The following is a 14,630-nucleotide window of genomic DNA, read 5'->3' as shown; positions in this document are numbered from 1 at the left end:
CGGCCGGGGACAAACCTGTCATGAGCCAGGACGTAACGGGTCGAAGGACCCCCAAGGAGGCCCCCGTGTCCACACCTGCTGCGCCGCCGGCCCAGGCGTCGGTCGACGGGATCGCCGCCCGCGCCCGCGGACTGACCAAGTCGTACGGATCGGACGAGACCGCCGTGCTCGCGCTGGACTCGGTGGACGTCGACATCGAGCGCGGCCGTTTCACTACGGTCATGGGCCCCTCCGGCTCCGGGAAGTCCACGCTGATGCACTGCCTGGCCGGGCTCGACACCGTCTCGGCCGGTCATGTCTGGGTCGGCGACACCGAGATCACCGGACTGAAGGACCGCGAACTGACCCGGCTGCGCCGGGACCGGATCGGCTTCATGTTCCAGTCGTTCAACCTCATCCCCACCCTGAACGCGCTGGAGAACATCACCCTCCCGATGGACATCGCGGGCCGGAAGCCCGACGAGAAGTGGCTGGACGAGGTCATCGACACGCTGGGGCTGCGCAATCGGCTCAAGCACCGGCCGTCCCAGCTGTCCGGCGGCCAGCAGCAACGCGTGGCCTGCGCGCGGGCCCTGGCCTCGCGGCCCGAGCTGATCTTCGCCGACGAACCCACCGGCAATCTCGACTCGCGGGCCGGTCTGGAGGTGCTCGGCTTCCTGCGCGACGCCGTCGACAGCCTCGGGCAGACCGTCGTCATGGTGACCCACGACCCGAACGCCGCCGCCCACTCCGACCTGGTGCTGTACCTCGCGGACGGCCGGATCGTGGACACGATGGAGCACCCGACCGCGGAGGCCGTTCTGGAGCGCATGCGCCTGTTCGCCGGAGGAGTCGTCCCCACCCCCGGCCCTGCTTCCGGCCCCACCCCCAGCCTCACCCCCGGCTTCGACGTGGTCCACGACCGGTTCGACGGGGACGGCGTCGCCGTCGAGGAGGCCTGACCCCGTGCTCAAGGCGACACTGCGCAGCTTCCTGGCCCACAGGGGGCGGCTGCTGCTCTCGGCCCTGGCCGTCATCCTGTCCGTGGCCTTCGTCACGGGCAGCCTGATCTTCTCCGACACCGTCGCCCGCACCTTCGACCGGCTCTTCGCCTCCACCGCCGCCGATGTGACGGTGGCCCCGAAGCAGGAGCTGCAGTCCGCCCTGCCCACCGGGGTCGTGCAGACCGTGCCGGCGTCCCTCGCCCAGCGGGTGGCCGGGGTCGACGGCGTCGCGGCGACGCACGTGGACGTGGCCGTCCAGAACGCCATGGTCGTCGACAGCCGCAACCAACCGGTCGGCCCGACCACGGGCGCCCCGACGATCGTCTCCAACTGGCAGGTCACCGACCGCAGCCCGGTGCGGCTGACCTCCGGCCACGCCCCGCACGGCGACGCCGAGACCCTGTTGGACGCCGACACCGCCCGGCACAACGGCGTGCGGATCGGCGACGTGCTCGCGGTCCAGGCGCAGCCCGGCTCGTTCCGCGTCCGGGTCGTCGGCATCGCCACGTTCACGACCACCAACCCGGGCGCGGCCAGGCTCTTCCTGGACACCCCCACCGCCCAATCCAGGCTGCTCGGCTCCACGGCCCGCGCGACGAGCATCTCGGTCGACGCGGTCAAGGGCGTCACCGACGCCGAGCTCAAGCAGCGCGTCGGCCGGGCCGTCGGTACCACCGGCTACGACCTCAGGACGGCCAGTGAGCAGGCCAAGTCCGCCGCCGCCCGGCTCGGCGGATTCGTCAAGATCATCAAGTACGTCATGGTCGGATTCGCCGGGATCGCGGTCCTGGTCGGCGTCTTCCTGATCGTCAACACCTTCTCCATGCTGATCGCCCAGCGCACCCGCGAGCTGGGCCTGCTGCGCGCCCTGGGCGCCGACCGGCGGCAGGTTCGCCGCTCGGTGCTGGCCGAGGCGGTGCTGCTGGGCGTGGTCGGCTCCACGGTGGGGCTGGCGGCCGGGATCGGCCTCGCGGCCGGGCTGATCCGGCTGATGAGCGCCTTCGGCATGAACCTGACGACCGCGGCGATGGTCGTCCGGTGGATCACGCCCGTCGCCGCGTACGCCGTCGGCATCGGCGTCACCTTCCTGGCCGCCTACCTCCCGGCCCGGCGCGCCGCGACCGTCTCGCCCATGGCGGCCCTGGCGGACGCCGAGGTGACCGGGGTGGGGCGGCCGCTGCGGGTGCGCGCGTTGGCGGGCGCGGGCGTGGGAGCGGCCGGCGCGGCCGCGCTCGCGGGCTGCGCCGCCGCGCACCGGACCGCGACCGCCGCCTCGCTGCTTGGCGTGGGCATCGTCCTCACCCTGGTCGCCGCCGTCGTCGCGGGGCCGCTGCTGGTGCGCCCGCTGATCCGGGTGCTGGGCGGGGCCTTCCCGGCCCTGTTCGGGTCCATCGGGCGGATGAGCCAGCGCAACGCGCTGCGCAACCCGCGCCGAACCGGTGCCACCGCGGCCGCCCTGATGGTGGGCCTGGCCCTGGTCGGCGGGCTGTCCGTGGCCAGTGCCTCCATGACCAGCTCCCTGGACCGCCAGATCGACAAGGTGCTGGGCGCCGACTACCTGGTGCAGAACCGCAGCTTCCTGCCGTTCTCCGCGGAGGTCACGGACGCGGTGCGCGGCACCCGGGGCGCCGGCACCGTCGTACGGCAGCGGCTGGCGGCGGTCGCCCTGCGGATGCCGGACGGCAAGCGCGTCGAGACCACCGCATCCGGGTACGACCCGCGGCTCGACTCGGTCGCCCACATCAAGTACGTCCACGGCAACACGGCGGCGGCCCTCGTCGACGGGCACATCGCCATGGACGCCCGCTTCGCCGGGAAGCACGGGGTGCGGGCCGGAAGCGTGCTGCCCGTCGAGTTCCAGGGCGGACGGCTGGCCCGGCTGACCGTGGCCGCGCTCACCAACCAGGACGCGGCCGAGGGGTTCGGCATCGAGGGCGGCGTGTACTTCGGCATGGGGACCCTGGAGAAGTACGTGCCGGGCACCCCGGACGCGGTCCTGTACGTGAACGCCACGCCCGGCACCGGCGCCGGCGAGTTGCGCTCCCATCTGGAGAAGGCCCTGGCTCCGTACCCCAATGTGGAGGTGCGCGACCAGGCGGACTACAAGAAGCTGGTCCACGACCAGATCGCGGTCCTGCTCTACCTCGTCTACGCGCTGCTCGGCCTCGCGATCGTCATCGCGGTCCTGGGCGTGGTCAACACCCTCGCCCTGTCGGTGGTGGAGCGCACCCGGGAGATCGGTCTGCTGCGCGCCATCGGGCTGGCCCGCCGGCAGCTGCGGCGGATGATCCGGCTGGAGTCGGTGGTGATCGCGGTCTTCGGCGCGGTCCTGGGGCTGGGACTGGGCCTGGTGTGGGGCCTGTGCACCCAGCGGGTGCTGGCCCTCCAGGGCATGAAGGCGCTGGCCATCCCGTGGACCACGATCGTGGCGGTGGTGATCGGCTCGGCGCTCGTGGGCGTCGTCGCGGCCCTGCTGCCCGCGCTGCGCGCCTCCCGGATGAACGTGCTGGCGGCGATCGCGCACGAGTGACCGGTCGAGGCTGTGCGCGAGCATCCGGATGCTGGAATCGGGCCCGGCGGGCGGCGGTGCGTGGTCTGATCACCGCATGAGCGATCTGCACATACGCGCCGCGACCGCCGACGACCTCGACACCGTGCTGGCCTTCTGGACGGCGGCCGCGGAGGGCACGAGCATCAGCGACGACCGGGACGGCATGGCCCGCCTGCTCGCCCGCGACCCGGAGGTCCTGCTGCTGGCGGAGCAGGACGGCGAGCTGGCCGGCACGGTCATCGCGGGTTTCGACGGCTGGCGCTGCCACCTGTACCGGCTGGCCGTGCACCCGGACCGGCGGCGCCGGGGCATCGGCTCGGCCCTGCTGGCGGCCGCCGAGGAGCGGTTCGTGCGGCTCGGCGGACGGCGCGGGGACGCCATGGTGCTCACCCGCAACGAGACCGCGCACCGCGCTTGGCGGGCGGCGGGCTACGCGCCCGAGGAGCGCTGGCGGCGCTGGGTGAAGCCCCTGGCGGACTGACCCGTGAAGCGCTGACGGACTGACCTCGAACTCTTTTTTGCCCTTCCTTTACCCTTGGAGGACACACGATCCTCCATGAAAGGTTGTGAGCGTCCGCCCATGGGCGAGCCTCCCCGAGCGCGACATAGCGCGCCTGTCCCCGTCCTGCCCGACCATAGGCCGGGGGTGACCCGATGACCGAAGTGCTCCTGTTGCTGGTGGCGGTGCTGCTGAGTCTCGCCTGCGGCGCCTTCGTCGCGGCCGAGTTCTCGCTGACGACCGTCGACCGCGGTGCCCTGGAGCGGGCGGCCGAGCGCGGTGAACACGGCGCGGCCGGCGCGCTGAAGGCCGTACGGAACCTGACCTTCCAGCTCTCCGGCGCACAGCTCGGCATCACCGTCACCAATCTGGTGGTCGGCATGCTCGCCGAACCGTCGATCGCCAAGCTGATCGCGGGCCCCATCCAGGCGCTCGGCCTGTCCCGGTCCGCCGCGACCACGGTGGCGCTGGTCCTGGGCACGGCCCTGTCCACGGTGTTCCTGATGGTCGTCGGCGAGCTGGTGCCCAAGAACTGGGCGATCTCCTCGCCGCTCGCGGTGGCCAGGCGGGTGGGCAATCCGCAGCGCTGGTTCAGCGCCGCCTTCCGCCCCTTCATCACCCACCTGAACAACACGGCGAACCACGTGGTACGCCGGCTCGGCGTGGAGCCCGCCGAGGAACTCGCCTCCGCGCGCGGCCCCCAGGAGCTCGCCGCCCTGGCCCGGCACTCCGCCAAGGAGGGCGCCCTGGAGGCGGACACCGCCGAGCTGTTCGTGCGGACCCTCAACCTGGCCGACCTGACCGCGGAGAACGTGATGACCCCGCGCGTCCAGGTCGTTGCCCTCGACGCCCAGGCGACCTGCGAGGACGTGGCGAACGCGACCCGGGCGACCGGGCTGTCGCGGTTCCCCGTGTACCAGGGCGGCCTCGACTCGGTCGTGGGCACCGCCCACATCAAGGACGTGCTGGCGGTGCCCTCCGAGCGCCGCACCCGCACGCGGGTCTCCGAGATCATGCGCGAGCCGCTCCTGGTCCCCGAGTCGCTGACCGTCGACCGGCTGCTGGACCGGCTTTCCGGTAAACGAACGATGGCGGTCGTCATCGACGAGTACGGCGGCACCGCGGGCGTGGCGACGCTGGAGGACATCGTCGAGGAGGTGGTCGGCGAGGTGCGTGACGAGCACGACCCGCACGAGACGCCCGACCTCGCCCCGGCCGGGGCCGACGAGGAGGGCCGCGGCCTGTACTCGGCCGACGGCTCCGCGCGGGTGGACCAGCTCGCGCGGGTCGGGCTGCGGGTGCCCGAGGGCCCGTACGAGACGCTGGCCGGCCTGATCGCCAACGAGCTGGGCCGGATCCCCGAGACCGGCGACATCCTCCAGGTCGCCGGCTGGCGGCTGGACGTGGTGGACGCGAGCGGCCGCCGGGCCGCGCGCGTGCTGCTGCACGCGCCGCTCGACGACGAGGACGGCGACGGCCGCGAGGACGGCGGGGACCGCGAGGGACCCGCAGGGCGGACCGATCATCCGCGCGGTGACGCGCACGACGAGAAGAGGGCCGGCCGGTGACCGCCGTACAGATCCTGATCGGCCTGGCGTCCCTGGTCGTCAACGCCTTCTTCGTGGGCGCCGAGTTCGCGCTGATCTCGGTGCGCCGCAGCCAGGTCGAGCCGTACGCCGAGGAGGGCGACCGGCGCGCCAGGAGCGTGCTGTGGGGCCTGGAGCACGTGTCCGCGCTGCTGGCAGCGGCGCAGCTCGGCATCACCCTGTGCACCCTGGTCCTCGGTGTGGTCGCCGAGCCGGCGATCGCGCACCTGCTGGAGCCGGTGTTCCACGCGGTGGGCCTACCGCCGGGGGCGGGCCACGCGGTGTCGTTCGTGATCGCCCTGGCCCTGGCGACGTATCTGCACATGCTGCTCGGCGAGATGGTGCCGAAGAACGTCGCGCTCGCGGAGCCGGTGCGCAGCGCGCTGCTGCTCGGGCCGCCGCTGGTCGCGCTGTCCCGGGCGCTGCGGCCGGTGATCTTCACGGTGAACACGTTCGCGAACACGCTGCTCAAGCTGTTGCGGGTGGAGACCAAGGGCGAGGTCTCCTCGACCTTCACGGACTCGGAACTGGCCCAGATCGTCAAGGACGCCAGCGCGGCCGGCCTCATCGACGACCGGGCGCAGGAGAGGCTGCACGACGCGCTGGAGCTCGGCAGCCGGCCCGTGCGCGACGTGGTGCTGCCGCTGGAGCGGGTCGTCCACGCGCGTCTGGGGGTCACCCCCGAGCAGTTGGAGGCGCTGTCGGCCGAATCCGGTTTCTCGCGCTTCCCCGTGGTCGACGAGGAGCGCCACATCGTCGGCTACCTGCATGTGAAGGACGCCCTGGACGCCTCACCGCGAGGAGAGCCGTTCCGGCTGCGGGACATGCGCCCGATCGCCCGGGTCCGCGAGGGCACACCGCTGGACGACGTGCTCACCGCGATGCGCGGCGGTCGTGCGCATCTGGCGGCCGTCCTGGGTGCCGACGACCGGCTGGCGGGCCTGGTGACGATGGAGGACGTGCTGCGGGAGCTGTTCGGACCGGCGGGAGTGACCGGGACGGCCTGACCCCGGCGGACCAACCGCTTGGTATGGCGCTGGGCCGCAGGGATACCATCACTCACGCCATGCAGACGAATCCCACGTACACCAGCCTGGTCGCGGTCGGCGACTCCTTCACCGAGGGCATGTCGGACCGGCTGCCCGACGGCTCGTACCGCGGCTGGGCGGACCTCCTCGCGGCGCGGATGGCCGCCCGCACCCCCGGTTTCCGGTACGCCAACCTCGCCGTGCGCGGCAAGCTCATCGGACAGATCGTCGACGAGCAGGTGGAGACGGCGGTGGCCATGCGGGCCGACGTCGTGACCCTGGTGGGCGGCCTCAACGACACACTGCGGCCCAAGTGCGACATGGGCAGGGTCACAGGGCTGCTCACGGAGGCCGTGGAGCGGCTCGCGCCGTCGTGCGAGCGGCTGGTGCTGATGCGCAGCCCCGGCCGGCAGGGCCCCGTCCTGGAGCGCTTCCGGCCCCGTATGGAGGAGTTGTTCGCCTGCGTCGACGAGCTCGCCGAACGGCACGGCGCGCTCGTCGTCGACCTGTACGGGGCGCCGTCGCTCGCCGACCCCCGGCTGTGGGACGTGGACCGGCTGCACCTGACCGGCGAGGGCCACCGCAGGGTCGCGGAGGCGGTGTGGCAGACGCTCGGCCACGCGCCCGAGGACTCCGAGTGGCGCACGCCCATGCCGGCGACCGCACGTCCGGACTGGCGCGCCCGCAGGGTGGCGGACGCCCGTTTCGCCCGGCAGCATCTGCTGCCGTGGATAGGACGGCGCCTGACCGGCCGTTCCTCGGGCGACGGCCGCCCGGCGAAGCGGCCCGAGCTGCTGCCCTACGAGGACCCGGCGCAGCCGCCGACGGCGGCCGACGCGGAGCTCTCGTAGCTTCCCACGAACACCCCCGCGGCGCTGGCCTGCACGAATCGCCAGTAGAATCCGTCTACGTGACTTCAGCGCCCGCCAAGCCCCGCATCCCGAACGTCCTCGCCGGACGTTACGCCTCCGCCGAGCTCGCCACGCTCTGGTCGCCCGAGCAGAAGGTGAGGCTGGAGCGGCAGCTCTGGCTCGCCGTGCTGCGCGCCCAGAAGGACCTCGGCATCGAGGTGCCGGACGAGGCGATCGCCGACTACGAGCGGGTCCTCGACCAGGTCGACCTGGCCTCGATCGCGGAGCGCGAGAAGGTCACCCGGCACGATGTGAAGGCGCGGATCGAGGAGTTCAACGACCTCGCCGGGCACGAGCACGTGCACAAGGGCATGACCTCCCGCGACCTGACCGAGAACGTCGAGCAGCTGCAGATCCGGCTCTCGCTGGAGCTGATGCGGGACCGCACGGTCGCCGTCCTCGCCCGGCTGGGCAGGCTGGCCGCCGAGTACGGCGAGCTCGTCATGGCCGGCCGCTCGCACAACGTCGCCGCGCAGGCGACCACCCTCGGCAAGCGTTTCGCGACGGCGGCGGACGAGCTGCTGGTGGCGCACGGGCGGGTCGAGGAGCTGCTGGGCCGCTACCCGCTGCGCGGTGTCAAGGGTCCGGTGGGCACGGCCCAGGACATGCTGGACCTGCTCGGGGGCGACGCGTCGAAGCTCGCGGAGCTGGAGCGGCGCGTCGCCGGGCACCTGGGCTTCTCGCGGGCGTTCACGTCGGTCGGCCAGGTCTACCCGCGCTCGCTGGACTACGAGGTCGTCACCGCGCTGGTGCAGCTGGCGGCAGGACCCTCCTCGCTGGCGAAGACGATCCGGCTGATGGCCGGGCACGAGCTGGTCACCGAGGGCTTCAAGCCGGGCCAGGTCGGCTCCTCGGCGATGCCGCACAAGATGAACACCCGCTCCTGCGAGCGCGTCAACGGCCTGATGGTGATCCTGCGCGGCTACGCCTCGATGACCGGCGAGCTGGCGGGCGACCAGTGGAACGAGGGCGACGTGTCCTGCTCGGTGGTGCGCCGGGTCGCGCTGCCGGACGCGTTCTTCGCGCTGGACGGCCTGCTGGAGACGTTCCTGACGGTGCTCGACGAGTTCGGCGCCTTCCCCGCGGTGATCGCCCGCGAGCTGGACCGATACCTGCCGTTCCTGGCCACGACCAAGGTGCTGATGGGCGCCGTGCGGGCCGGAGTCGGCCGCGAGGTCGCCCACGAGGCGATCAAGGAGAACGCCGTCACGACCGCGCTCGCCATGCGCGAGCAGGGCGCCGAGCGCAACGACCTGCTCGACAAGCTGGCCGCCGACGACCGCCTCCCGCTCGACCGCACGGCGCTGGACGCGCTGATGGCCGACAAGCTGTCCTTCACCGGCGCGGCTGCCGACCAGGTCGGCGCGGTCGTGGGCCGGATCGAGGAGATCGTGAAGCAGCACCCGGAGGCCGCGGCCTACGCGCCGGGGGCGATCCTCTGACCCGTTTCACCCCGGCGGAGCTCGAGGCCGCCCGCGACCGTCCGGTCCCGGATGTCGTCGCGGACGGCCTGAGGGTGCTGTTCTGCGGCATCAACCCCGGTCTGATGACGGCCGCGACCGGCCACCACTTCGCCCGGCCGGGCAACCGGTTCTGGCCGGTGCTGCACCGGTCGGGGTTCACCCCGAGGCTGATGAAGCCCGCGGAGCAGGGCGACCTGCTGTCGTACGGGCTGGGCATCACGAACGTCGTGGCGCGGCCGACGGCCCGGGCGCAGGAGCTGACGCCCCAGGAGTACCGGGAGGGCGGACGGCTCCTGGCACTGAAGGTGGCGCGGCTGCGGCCGAGGTGGCTGGCCGTGGTCGGCGTCACCGCGTACCGGGCGGCGTTCGGCGACCGCACGGCCCAAGTGGGGCCGCAGGAACGGATGTTCGGCGAAACGCGGGTGTGGGTGCTGCCCAATCCGAGCGGGCTGAACGCGCATTGGACGGCCAAGACGATGGCCGAGGAGTTCGCACGGCTGAGAGTGGCCGCGGAGGCGTCCTAGCGGACCGGTCACGGTGGATCCACGTCGGTGACGACCGCCAGGAGCTGGAACGGCAGCTCCTTGTCCCACTGGGAGACCGCGAGCGCTATCCACGGGCCGGTCTCCTGCGCCCTCCACAACTGGACGTCCGGTACGTGCCCGCTGAGCGAAGCCCACGGCTCGGGCACGTCCTCACCCGACAGGGTCCGTTCGAGCACGCTGTACAGGCTGAACACCTGCGGCGGGCCCCAGCGCCCGGTGAGCCGCTCCCCCAGTCCGTCCCGGTCGAGTTCGTACTGCTCCGCCGTCGCCTCCCGGCGGCTGCCGTCGTCCTCCCAGAAGTCGTCGCTCGACTCCAACTCGGCTATCCGGTAACCGGGGCCGGCCGTGCCGAGGTCCGTCCTGGTGCGCTGGGCGGGACACTCCCCGCGGCGCAGCCGGTCGATGACGGCGAGAGCCTTCGCGATGTCCATGTGCTCCAGTAAAGCGACCCCCACTGACAACTGGCGGGGCGTCAGCGACCGCATCCCGGGCGGGCGGCGCTCCGCCGGCGCGCGCTCGTGCCGTCCCCGGCGCTCGCTGCCCCGGCCCGTGCCGAGTACGATCCGCCCAACACGCGCACGAGCTGGGAGGACGGACGGTGGGGCGGCTGACCGGCGGGGATCCCTCGCTGCTGCGAAGGATCAACTCCGCGGTGGTGCTGCACGCGCTGCGTGCCACCGACTGTGCGACGCTCACGGAGATCACCCGGGTGACGGGGCTGTCCCGGCCGACGGTCGAGGGCGTCGTGGAGGGCCTGATCGAGGCGGGACTCGTCGTCGAGACGGCGGCCGAGGAGGGTGCCGCACGACGGCAGGGACGGCCCGCGCGCCGATTCCGGTTCCGGGCCGAGGCCGGATACCTGCTGGGCCTGGAGATCGGCGCGCACCGGGTCGCCGCGCTGCTGGCCGACCTGGACGGCCGCGTGGTGGGTGCCCAGGCCAAGGACGTGGAGGAGACCGCCGAGGCGGACGAGCGGCTGGAACGGCTGCGCGGCGCGGTCGCCGAACTGCTGCGCAGGGCCGGTGTCCCGCGCAGTTCGCTGCGGGCGGTCGGGGTCGGCACGCCCGGGATCGTCGAGGCGGACGGCACGGTACGGCTGGGCACCGCGCTGCCCGGGTGGACCGGCCTGCCCCTGGGCGAACGGCTGAGCCGTTCGTTCAAGTGCCCGGTGCTCGTCGAGAACGACGCGAACGCGGCGGCGGTGGCCGAGCACTGGAAGGGCGCCGCCACCGAGTCCGACGACATGGTCTTCGTACTGGCGGGACTGAGCCCGGGCGCCGGTTCGCTGATCGGCGGGCGGCTGCACCGCGGGTTCGGCGGGGCCGCCGGCGAGATCGGCGCGCTGCACCTGCTGGGCCGGGAGGCGACCCCCGAGACGCTGCTGTCGACGACGGACCAGCCGCTGCACCCGCTGGACGAGCGGGCGGTGGCCGAGGTCTTCGCACTGGCCCGCCGGGGTGACCGGCGAGCCGGCGCGGCCGTCGAACGGTTCATTCAGCGGCTCGTCCACGATGTGGCGGCGCTGGTGCTGGCCCTGGACCCGGAACTGGTCGTCATCGGCGGCTGGGCGGCCGGGCTGGACGGTGTGCTGGAGCCGCTGCGGTGCGAACTGGACCGCTACTGCCTGCGACCGCCCAAGGTGACCCTGTCGATGCTCGGCGAGGCGGCCGTGGCGACGGGCGCGCTCCGGCTGGCCCTCGACCACGTCGAGGAGCAGCTGTTCGCGGTGGAGGGCACGGTGACGGCGCGCCGCTCCCAGTGACGGCCAGGCGTTGCCGACGAGGGCCCGCCGTTCCCAGTAAGCGCCCGCCGTTCCGGTGACGGCCCGCCGTTCCGGTGACGGCCCGCCGCGAGGGCGGGGCCCGTCGGCCAGGAGGCCTGCCGGCTAGGAGGCCTGCTGGTGCGGTCCGTGGTGTATCTCCACGCCGCCCGAGTCCCCGAAGGTCAGCCGGCAGGTGTCGGCGCGGTAGGTGGCCACGGAGATCGCGGCGGTGCGTCCCCGGACGACGAAGCGGCTGGTGACGACAAGGACGGGGGCGCCGGGCAGCCGGTCGAGTTCCTTGGCGTCGTCCGCGCGGGCCGAGCCCAGCTCGACCGAGCGGTCCTGGCCCTCCAGCTCGAGGCGGTGCAGCTCGCGCAGCACGGCACGCGCGCGTGCCGGCCCGGACGGCGCGTCGATCGCGCTCAGGTCGGGCACCGAGCCGTCCGGAACGTAGAGCAGTTCGGCGGCAACCGGCTGACCGTGGCTCATCCGGGACCGGCGCACGGTGTGCACGGGCTCCTCGTGGCCGATCTCCAGGGCGTCGGCGATCGCGGCCGGCGGGACGGCCCGGGTGCAGTCGACGCTCTGCCAGGCGTCGCCGGCCGCCCCCGGCCAGGCGTGCTGCTCGGTGCCGACGGCCACGCCTACGCGTGGCGGCGCGACGGTCGTACCCACGCCGCGGCGGCGCTGCAGCCGTCCCTCCAGCTCCAGCTGCTCCAGTGCCTGGCGCAGCGTGGCACGGGCCACGCCGAAGCGGGCGGCGAGCTCTCGTTCGTTGGGCAGGATCTCGCCCACCGAGAACTCGGAGTCCAGTGCCTCGCTGAGCACGGTCTTGAGATGCCAGTACTTCGGCTCCGGCACCGATTCCAGCCGCGTGGTCCCCACCCTGTCCTCCGCAATCGCCGTGATCCGGCCGCGTTTTAGCGCCCTTGTTTATTAAAGGTTGTTGTACTTATCTGCGACGATAAAGCGGCCCCCACCCTTGGTCAAGACCAATCCTCGTTCCCTCGGACGGTGCACAGACGCCTGTCGCACGGTGTTCACGACCCGTTCGCACGGGGCCGGGTTACCGGGCACCACGCCGCGGCCCCCGTCATCCGGAACGGGGGCGCGGCAGCCGCGCAGGCGCCCGGGACCGGAGGCCGCGGCAGCCGTGCGGGCGTCGGGGCCGGGAGGCTCAGGGGGTCAGGGACCGCAGCTTGTCGGGGTTGCGGACGATGTAGACGGCCTGGACGCGCCCGTCGGCCACGTCCAGTTGGAGGACGCTGTCGGGCTTGCCCTCGGACAGGATCAGCACGGCGGGGCCGCCGTTGACCTCCAGGAAGCGGACGGACGGATCCGGGATGCCCTTGTGCGCCACACCGACCAGGAAGCGGCCCACCTTGTCGGCGCTCTCCAGGACCCGCAGCGGCGCCCTGGCCTTGCCGCCGCTGTCCCCCACCAGGCGGGCGTCGGGCGCGAGCAGCGACATCAACCCGTCCAGGTCGCCGCCCGCCGCGGCGGCGAGGAACCGCTCGGTGAGGTCGCGCCGGTGGGCGGGGTCGACCTCGTAGCGCGGCCGGCGTTCGCCTACGTGCCTGCGGGCCCGGCCGGCCAGTTGGCGCACCGCGGGCTCGCCGCGGTCGAGCAGGGCGGCGATCTCCGCGTACGGATAACCGAAGGCCTCCCTCAGGACGAACACCGCGCGTTCGAGCGGTGACAGCGTCTCCAGGACGACCAGCACGGCGAGCGACACGGAGTCGGCGAGGACGGCCCGCTCCTCCGCGTCCGGGACGGTCCCCGCGAGATCCGTGACCAGCGGTTCCGGCAGCCAGGGGCCGACGTACGACTCGCCGCGCGCCTGGAACCGGCGGAACCGGTCGATGGCGAGCCGGGTGGTGACCCGCACCAGGTAGCCGCGCGGTTCGCGCACGGCGTCCCGGTCGGCGGTGGACCAGCGCAACCAGGCTTCCTGGAGCACGTCCTCGGCGTCCGCGACGCGCCCGAGCATGCGGTAGGCGACACCCATGAGGACGGGGCGGTGCTCTTCGAAGACTTCGGTCCCGGTATCGGTGGTCACGCCCTCATCCCAGCCGACGTTCGGCATTCGTGTCCAGCCGCGCCGGGTTGGGGGCCATGGCCGCGGAGCGGCGTGTGGGTCTCGGGGCCGGCGCGATCCCCGGAGATCGAGGGCTACCCGTCGGTAGCATTTGCTGACACTCTGTCTACCGTCGTTGTCGGCGATTCCCCCACGAGGAGCACCCATGTCCGCCACCGTCTCCTTCGAGGTCCCCTCCGCGCACGGCCCGCGGACCGTGACCCTCTCCTACGCGCGCGTGGGCGGCGGCGAGCCGCTGCTCCTGCTGCACGGCATCGGACACCACCGCCAGGCCTGGGACCCGGTGGTCCACCTGCTCGCGGCCGAACGCGAGGTGATCACCGTGGACCTGCCGGGCTTCGGGGCCTCCCCCACACTGCCCGAAGGGCTCCGGCACGACCTGCCCACGATGAACGTGGTGCTGGGCGCCCTGTGCGAGGTGCTGGAGATGGAACGGCCCCATGTGGCCGGCAACTCCCTGGGCGGCCTGCTGGCCCTGGAACTGGGCCGCGAGAAGCTCGTACGGTCCGTCACCGCCCTGGCCCCGGCGGGGTTCTGGACACAGGCCGAGCGGCGTTACGCCTTCGGCGTGCTGCGGACCATGCGTACGCTCGCCCGGCGGATGCCGCTGCCGCTGGTCGAGCGGCTCTCGCGGACGGCGGCCGGCCGCACCGCCCTGACCAGCACCATCTACGCCCACCCGGCCCGCCGTTCGCCCGAGGCCGTGGTGGCCGAGACGCTCGCTCTGGCACAGGCGGACGGATTCGAGGAGACCCTCCGGGCGGGCGTCGGCGTCCGCTTCACCGACGTCCTGCCCGGAATCCCCGTCACCGTCGCCTGGGGCACCAAGGACCGGCTGCTGGTGCGCCGCCAGGGAGTGCGCGCCAAGCAGATCATCCCCTCGGCCCGGCTCGTGCGCCTGCCCGGGTGCGGTCACGTCCCGATGAACGACGACCCGGCACTGGTCGCGCGCGTCATCTTGGACGGCAGCCGCTGACCATCGCAGGCGTCCGTCTGGGCGCAACGCCCCCGCACATCGGGGCCGTTCGCATGCGCGCGGACCACGCCACGGTGCGTGCCCTGTCGGCGTACCGGCACGCGGACGCCGCCGGCTTCGGCCACGAGGGCGTGCGCCTCGTCCTCGGTTACGCCCATCTGTCCCCTGGGCGACCTCGGCCGGACCGGGAAATGCGTGCCGAGCCCGGCGGGCCAGCCCCGCCTCGGC

Annotated in this window: 13 protein-coding genes; 10 read left to right on the top strand and 3 right to left on the bottom strand. The window is 73.1% G+C overall.

The window, feature by feature from the left end; genetic code table 11:
- Positions 1–65 precede the first annotated feature (65 nt).
- The 8 genes from ACIQFZ_RS27335 to mug all read left to right on the top strand — a co-directional run bounded on the left by ACIQFZ_RS27335 (position 66) and on the right by mug (position 9,545).
- Positions 66–941, top strand: coding sequence for an ABC transporter ATP-binding protein (locus ACIQFZ_RS27335; RefSeq protein ID WP_383059052.1), 876 nt, complete (start codon positions 66–68; stop codon positions 939–941).
- A gap of 4 nt (positions 942–945) precedes the next feature.
- Positions 946–3,513 (top strand): ABC transporter permease, encoded by a 2,568-nt coding sequence (locus ACIQFZ_RS27330; RefSeq protein WP_383059054.1) that lies wholly within the window; start codon positions 946–948, stop codon positions 3,511–3,513.
- Between the two features lie 76 nt (positions 3,514–3,589).
- Complete coding sequence (locus ACIQFZ_RS27325) at positions 3,590–4,015, top strand: GNAT family N-acetyltransferase (protein WP_402692366.1); 426 nt, start codon at positions 3,590–3,592, stop codon at positions 4,013–4,015.
- 173 nt (positions 4,016–4,188) lie between these two features.
- Positions 4,189–5,601 (top strand): hemolysin family protein, encoded by a 1,413-nt coding sequence (locus ACIQFZ_RS27320; protein WP_402692365.1) that lies wholly within the window; start codon positions 4,189–4,191, stop codon positions 5,599–5,601.
- Complete coding sequence (locus tag ACIQFZ_RS27315; RefSeq protein WP_365419831.1) at positions 5,598–6,626, top strand: hemolysin family protein; 1,029 nt, start codon at positions 5,598–5,600, stop codon at positions 6,624–6,626. Before ACIQFZ_RS27320 ends, ACIQFZ_RS27315 begins: the two co-directional genes overlap by 4 nt.
- Positions 6,627–6,685: 59 nt before the next feature.
- On the top strand, positions 6,686–7,498 hold the full coding sequence (locus ACIQFZ_RS27310) for an SGNH/GDSL hydrolase family protein (RefSeq protein WP_365419834.1): 813 nt from the start codon (positions 6,686–6,688) through the stop codon (positions 7,496–7,498).
- A 59-nt stretch (positions 7,499–7,557) separates the two neighbouring features.
- Entirely contained in the window at positions 7,558–9,000 is a 1,443-nt protein-coding gene (gene purB / locus ACIQFZ_RS27305) for an adenylosuccinate lyase (RefSeq protein ID WP_383059057.1), read from the top strand.
- Positions 8,997–9,545 carry a G/U mismatch-specific DNA glycosylase gene (gene mug / locus ACIQFZ_RS27300; RefSeq protein WP_402692375.1) on the top strand — a complete coding sequence of 183 codons (549 nt, stop codon included), beginning with the start codon at positions 8,997–8,999 and terminating at the stop codon, positions 9,543–9,545. Before purB ends, mug begins: the two co-directional genes overlap by 4 nt.
- Positions 9,546–9,553: 8 nt before the next feature.
- Here the strand turns inward: mug and ACIQFZ_RS27295 are convergent, their stop codons facing one another.
- Positions 9,554–9,997 (bottom strand): hypothetical protein, encoded by a 444-nt coding sequence (locus ACIQFZ_RS27295; protein ID WP_365419840.1) that lies wholly within the window; start codon positions 9,995–9,997, stop codon positions 9,554–9,556.
- 167 nt (positions 9,998–10,164) lie between these two features.
- Here ACIQFZ_RS27295 and ACIQFZ_RS27290 point away from each other — a divergent pair, with 167 nt between their 5' ends.
- Entirely contained in the window at positions 10,165–11,328 is a 1,164-nt protein-coding gene (locus tag ACIQFZ_RS27290) for an ROK family transcriptional regulator (protein WP_402692364.1), read from the top strand.
- A 123-nt stretch (positions 11,329–11,451) separates the two neighbouring features.
- Here the strand turns inward: ACIQFZ_RS27290 and ACIQFZ_RS27285 are convergent, their stop codons facing one another.
- Both ACIQFZ_RS27285 and ACIQFZ_RS27280 read right to left on the bottom strand, forming a co-directional pair.
- Entirely contained in the window at positions 11,452–12,213 is a 762-nt protein-coding gene (locus ACIQFZ_RS27285) for a GntR family transcriptional regulator (RefSeq protein ID WP_365419845.1), read from the bottom strand.
- A 292-nt stretch (positions 12,214–12,505) separates the two neighbouring features.
- Positions 12,506–13,387, bottom strand: a complete 882-nt coding sequence (locus tag ACIQFZ_RS27280; protein WP_402692363.1) for an RNA polymerase sigma-70 factor — start codon at positions 13,385–13,387, stop codon at positions 12,506–12,508.
- A 184-nt stretch (positions 13,388–13,571) separates the two neighbouring features.
- Here ACIQFZ_RS27280 and ACIQFZ_RS27275 point away from each other — a divergent pair, with 184 nt between their 5' ends.
- Positions 13,572–14,402: an alpha/beta fold hydrolase gene (locus ACIQFZ_RS27275; RefSeq protein ID WP_383059061.1), complete on the top strand. Its 831-nt coding sequence runs from the start codon at positions 13,572–13,574 to the stop codon at positions 14,400–14,402.
- The last annotated feature ends 228 nt before the right edge of the window (positions 14,403–14,630 follow it).

The sequence above is a fragment of the Streptomyces sp. NPDC093064 genome, from assembly GCF_044754605.1.
Classification (GTDB): Bacteria; Actinomycetota; Actinomycetes; order Streptomycetales; family Streptomycetaceae; genus Streptomyces.
This window is presented reverse-complemented; position numbering and strand designations above follow the sequence as displayed.

Bases quoted from the DNA above. Each gene is read 5' to 3' on its own strand.
- ACIQFZ_RS27325 (WP_402692366.1), top strand. From the start codon at position 3,590: ATGAGCGATCTGCACATACGCGCCGCGACCGCCGACGACCTCGACACC.
- ACIQFZ_RS27320 (WP_402692365.1), top strand. From the start codon at position 4,189: ATGACCGAAGTGCTCCTGTTGCTGGTGGCGGTGCTGCTGAGTCTCGCC.
- ACIQFZ_RS27310 (WP_365419834.1), top strand. From the start codon at position 6,686: ATGCAGACGAATCCCACGTACACCAGCCTGGTCGCGGTCGGCGACTCC.
- ACIQFZ_RS27295 (WP_365419840.1), bottom strand. From the start codon at position 9,997: ATGGACATCGCGAAGGCTCTCGCCGTCATCGACCGGCTGCGCCGCGGG.
- ACIQFZ_RS27275 (WP_383059061.1), top strand. From the start codon at position 13,572: ATGTCCGCCACCGTCTCCTTCGAGGTCCCCTCCGCGCACGGCCCGCGG.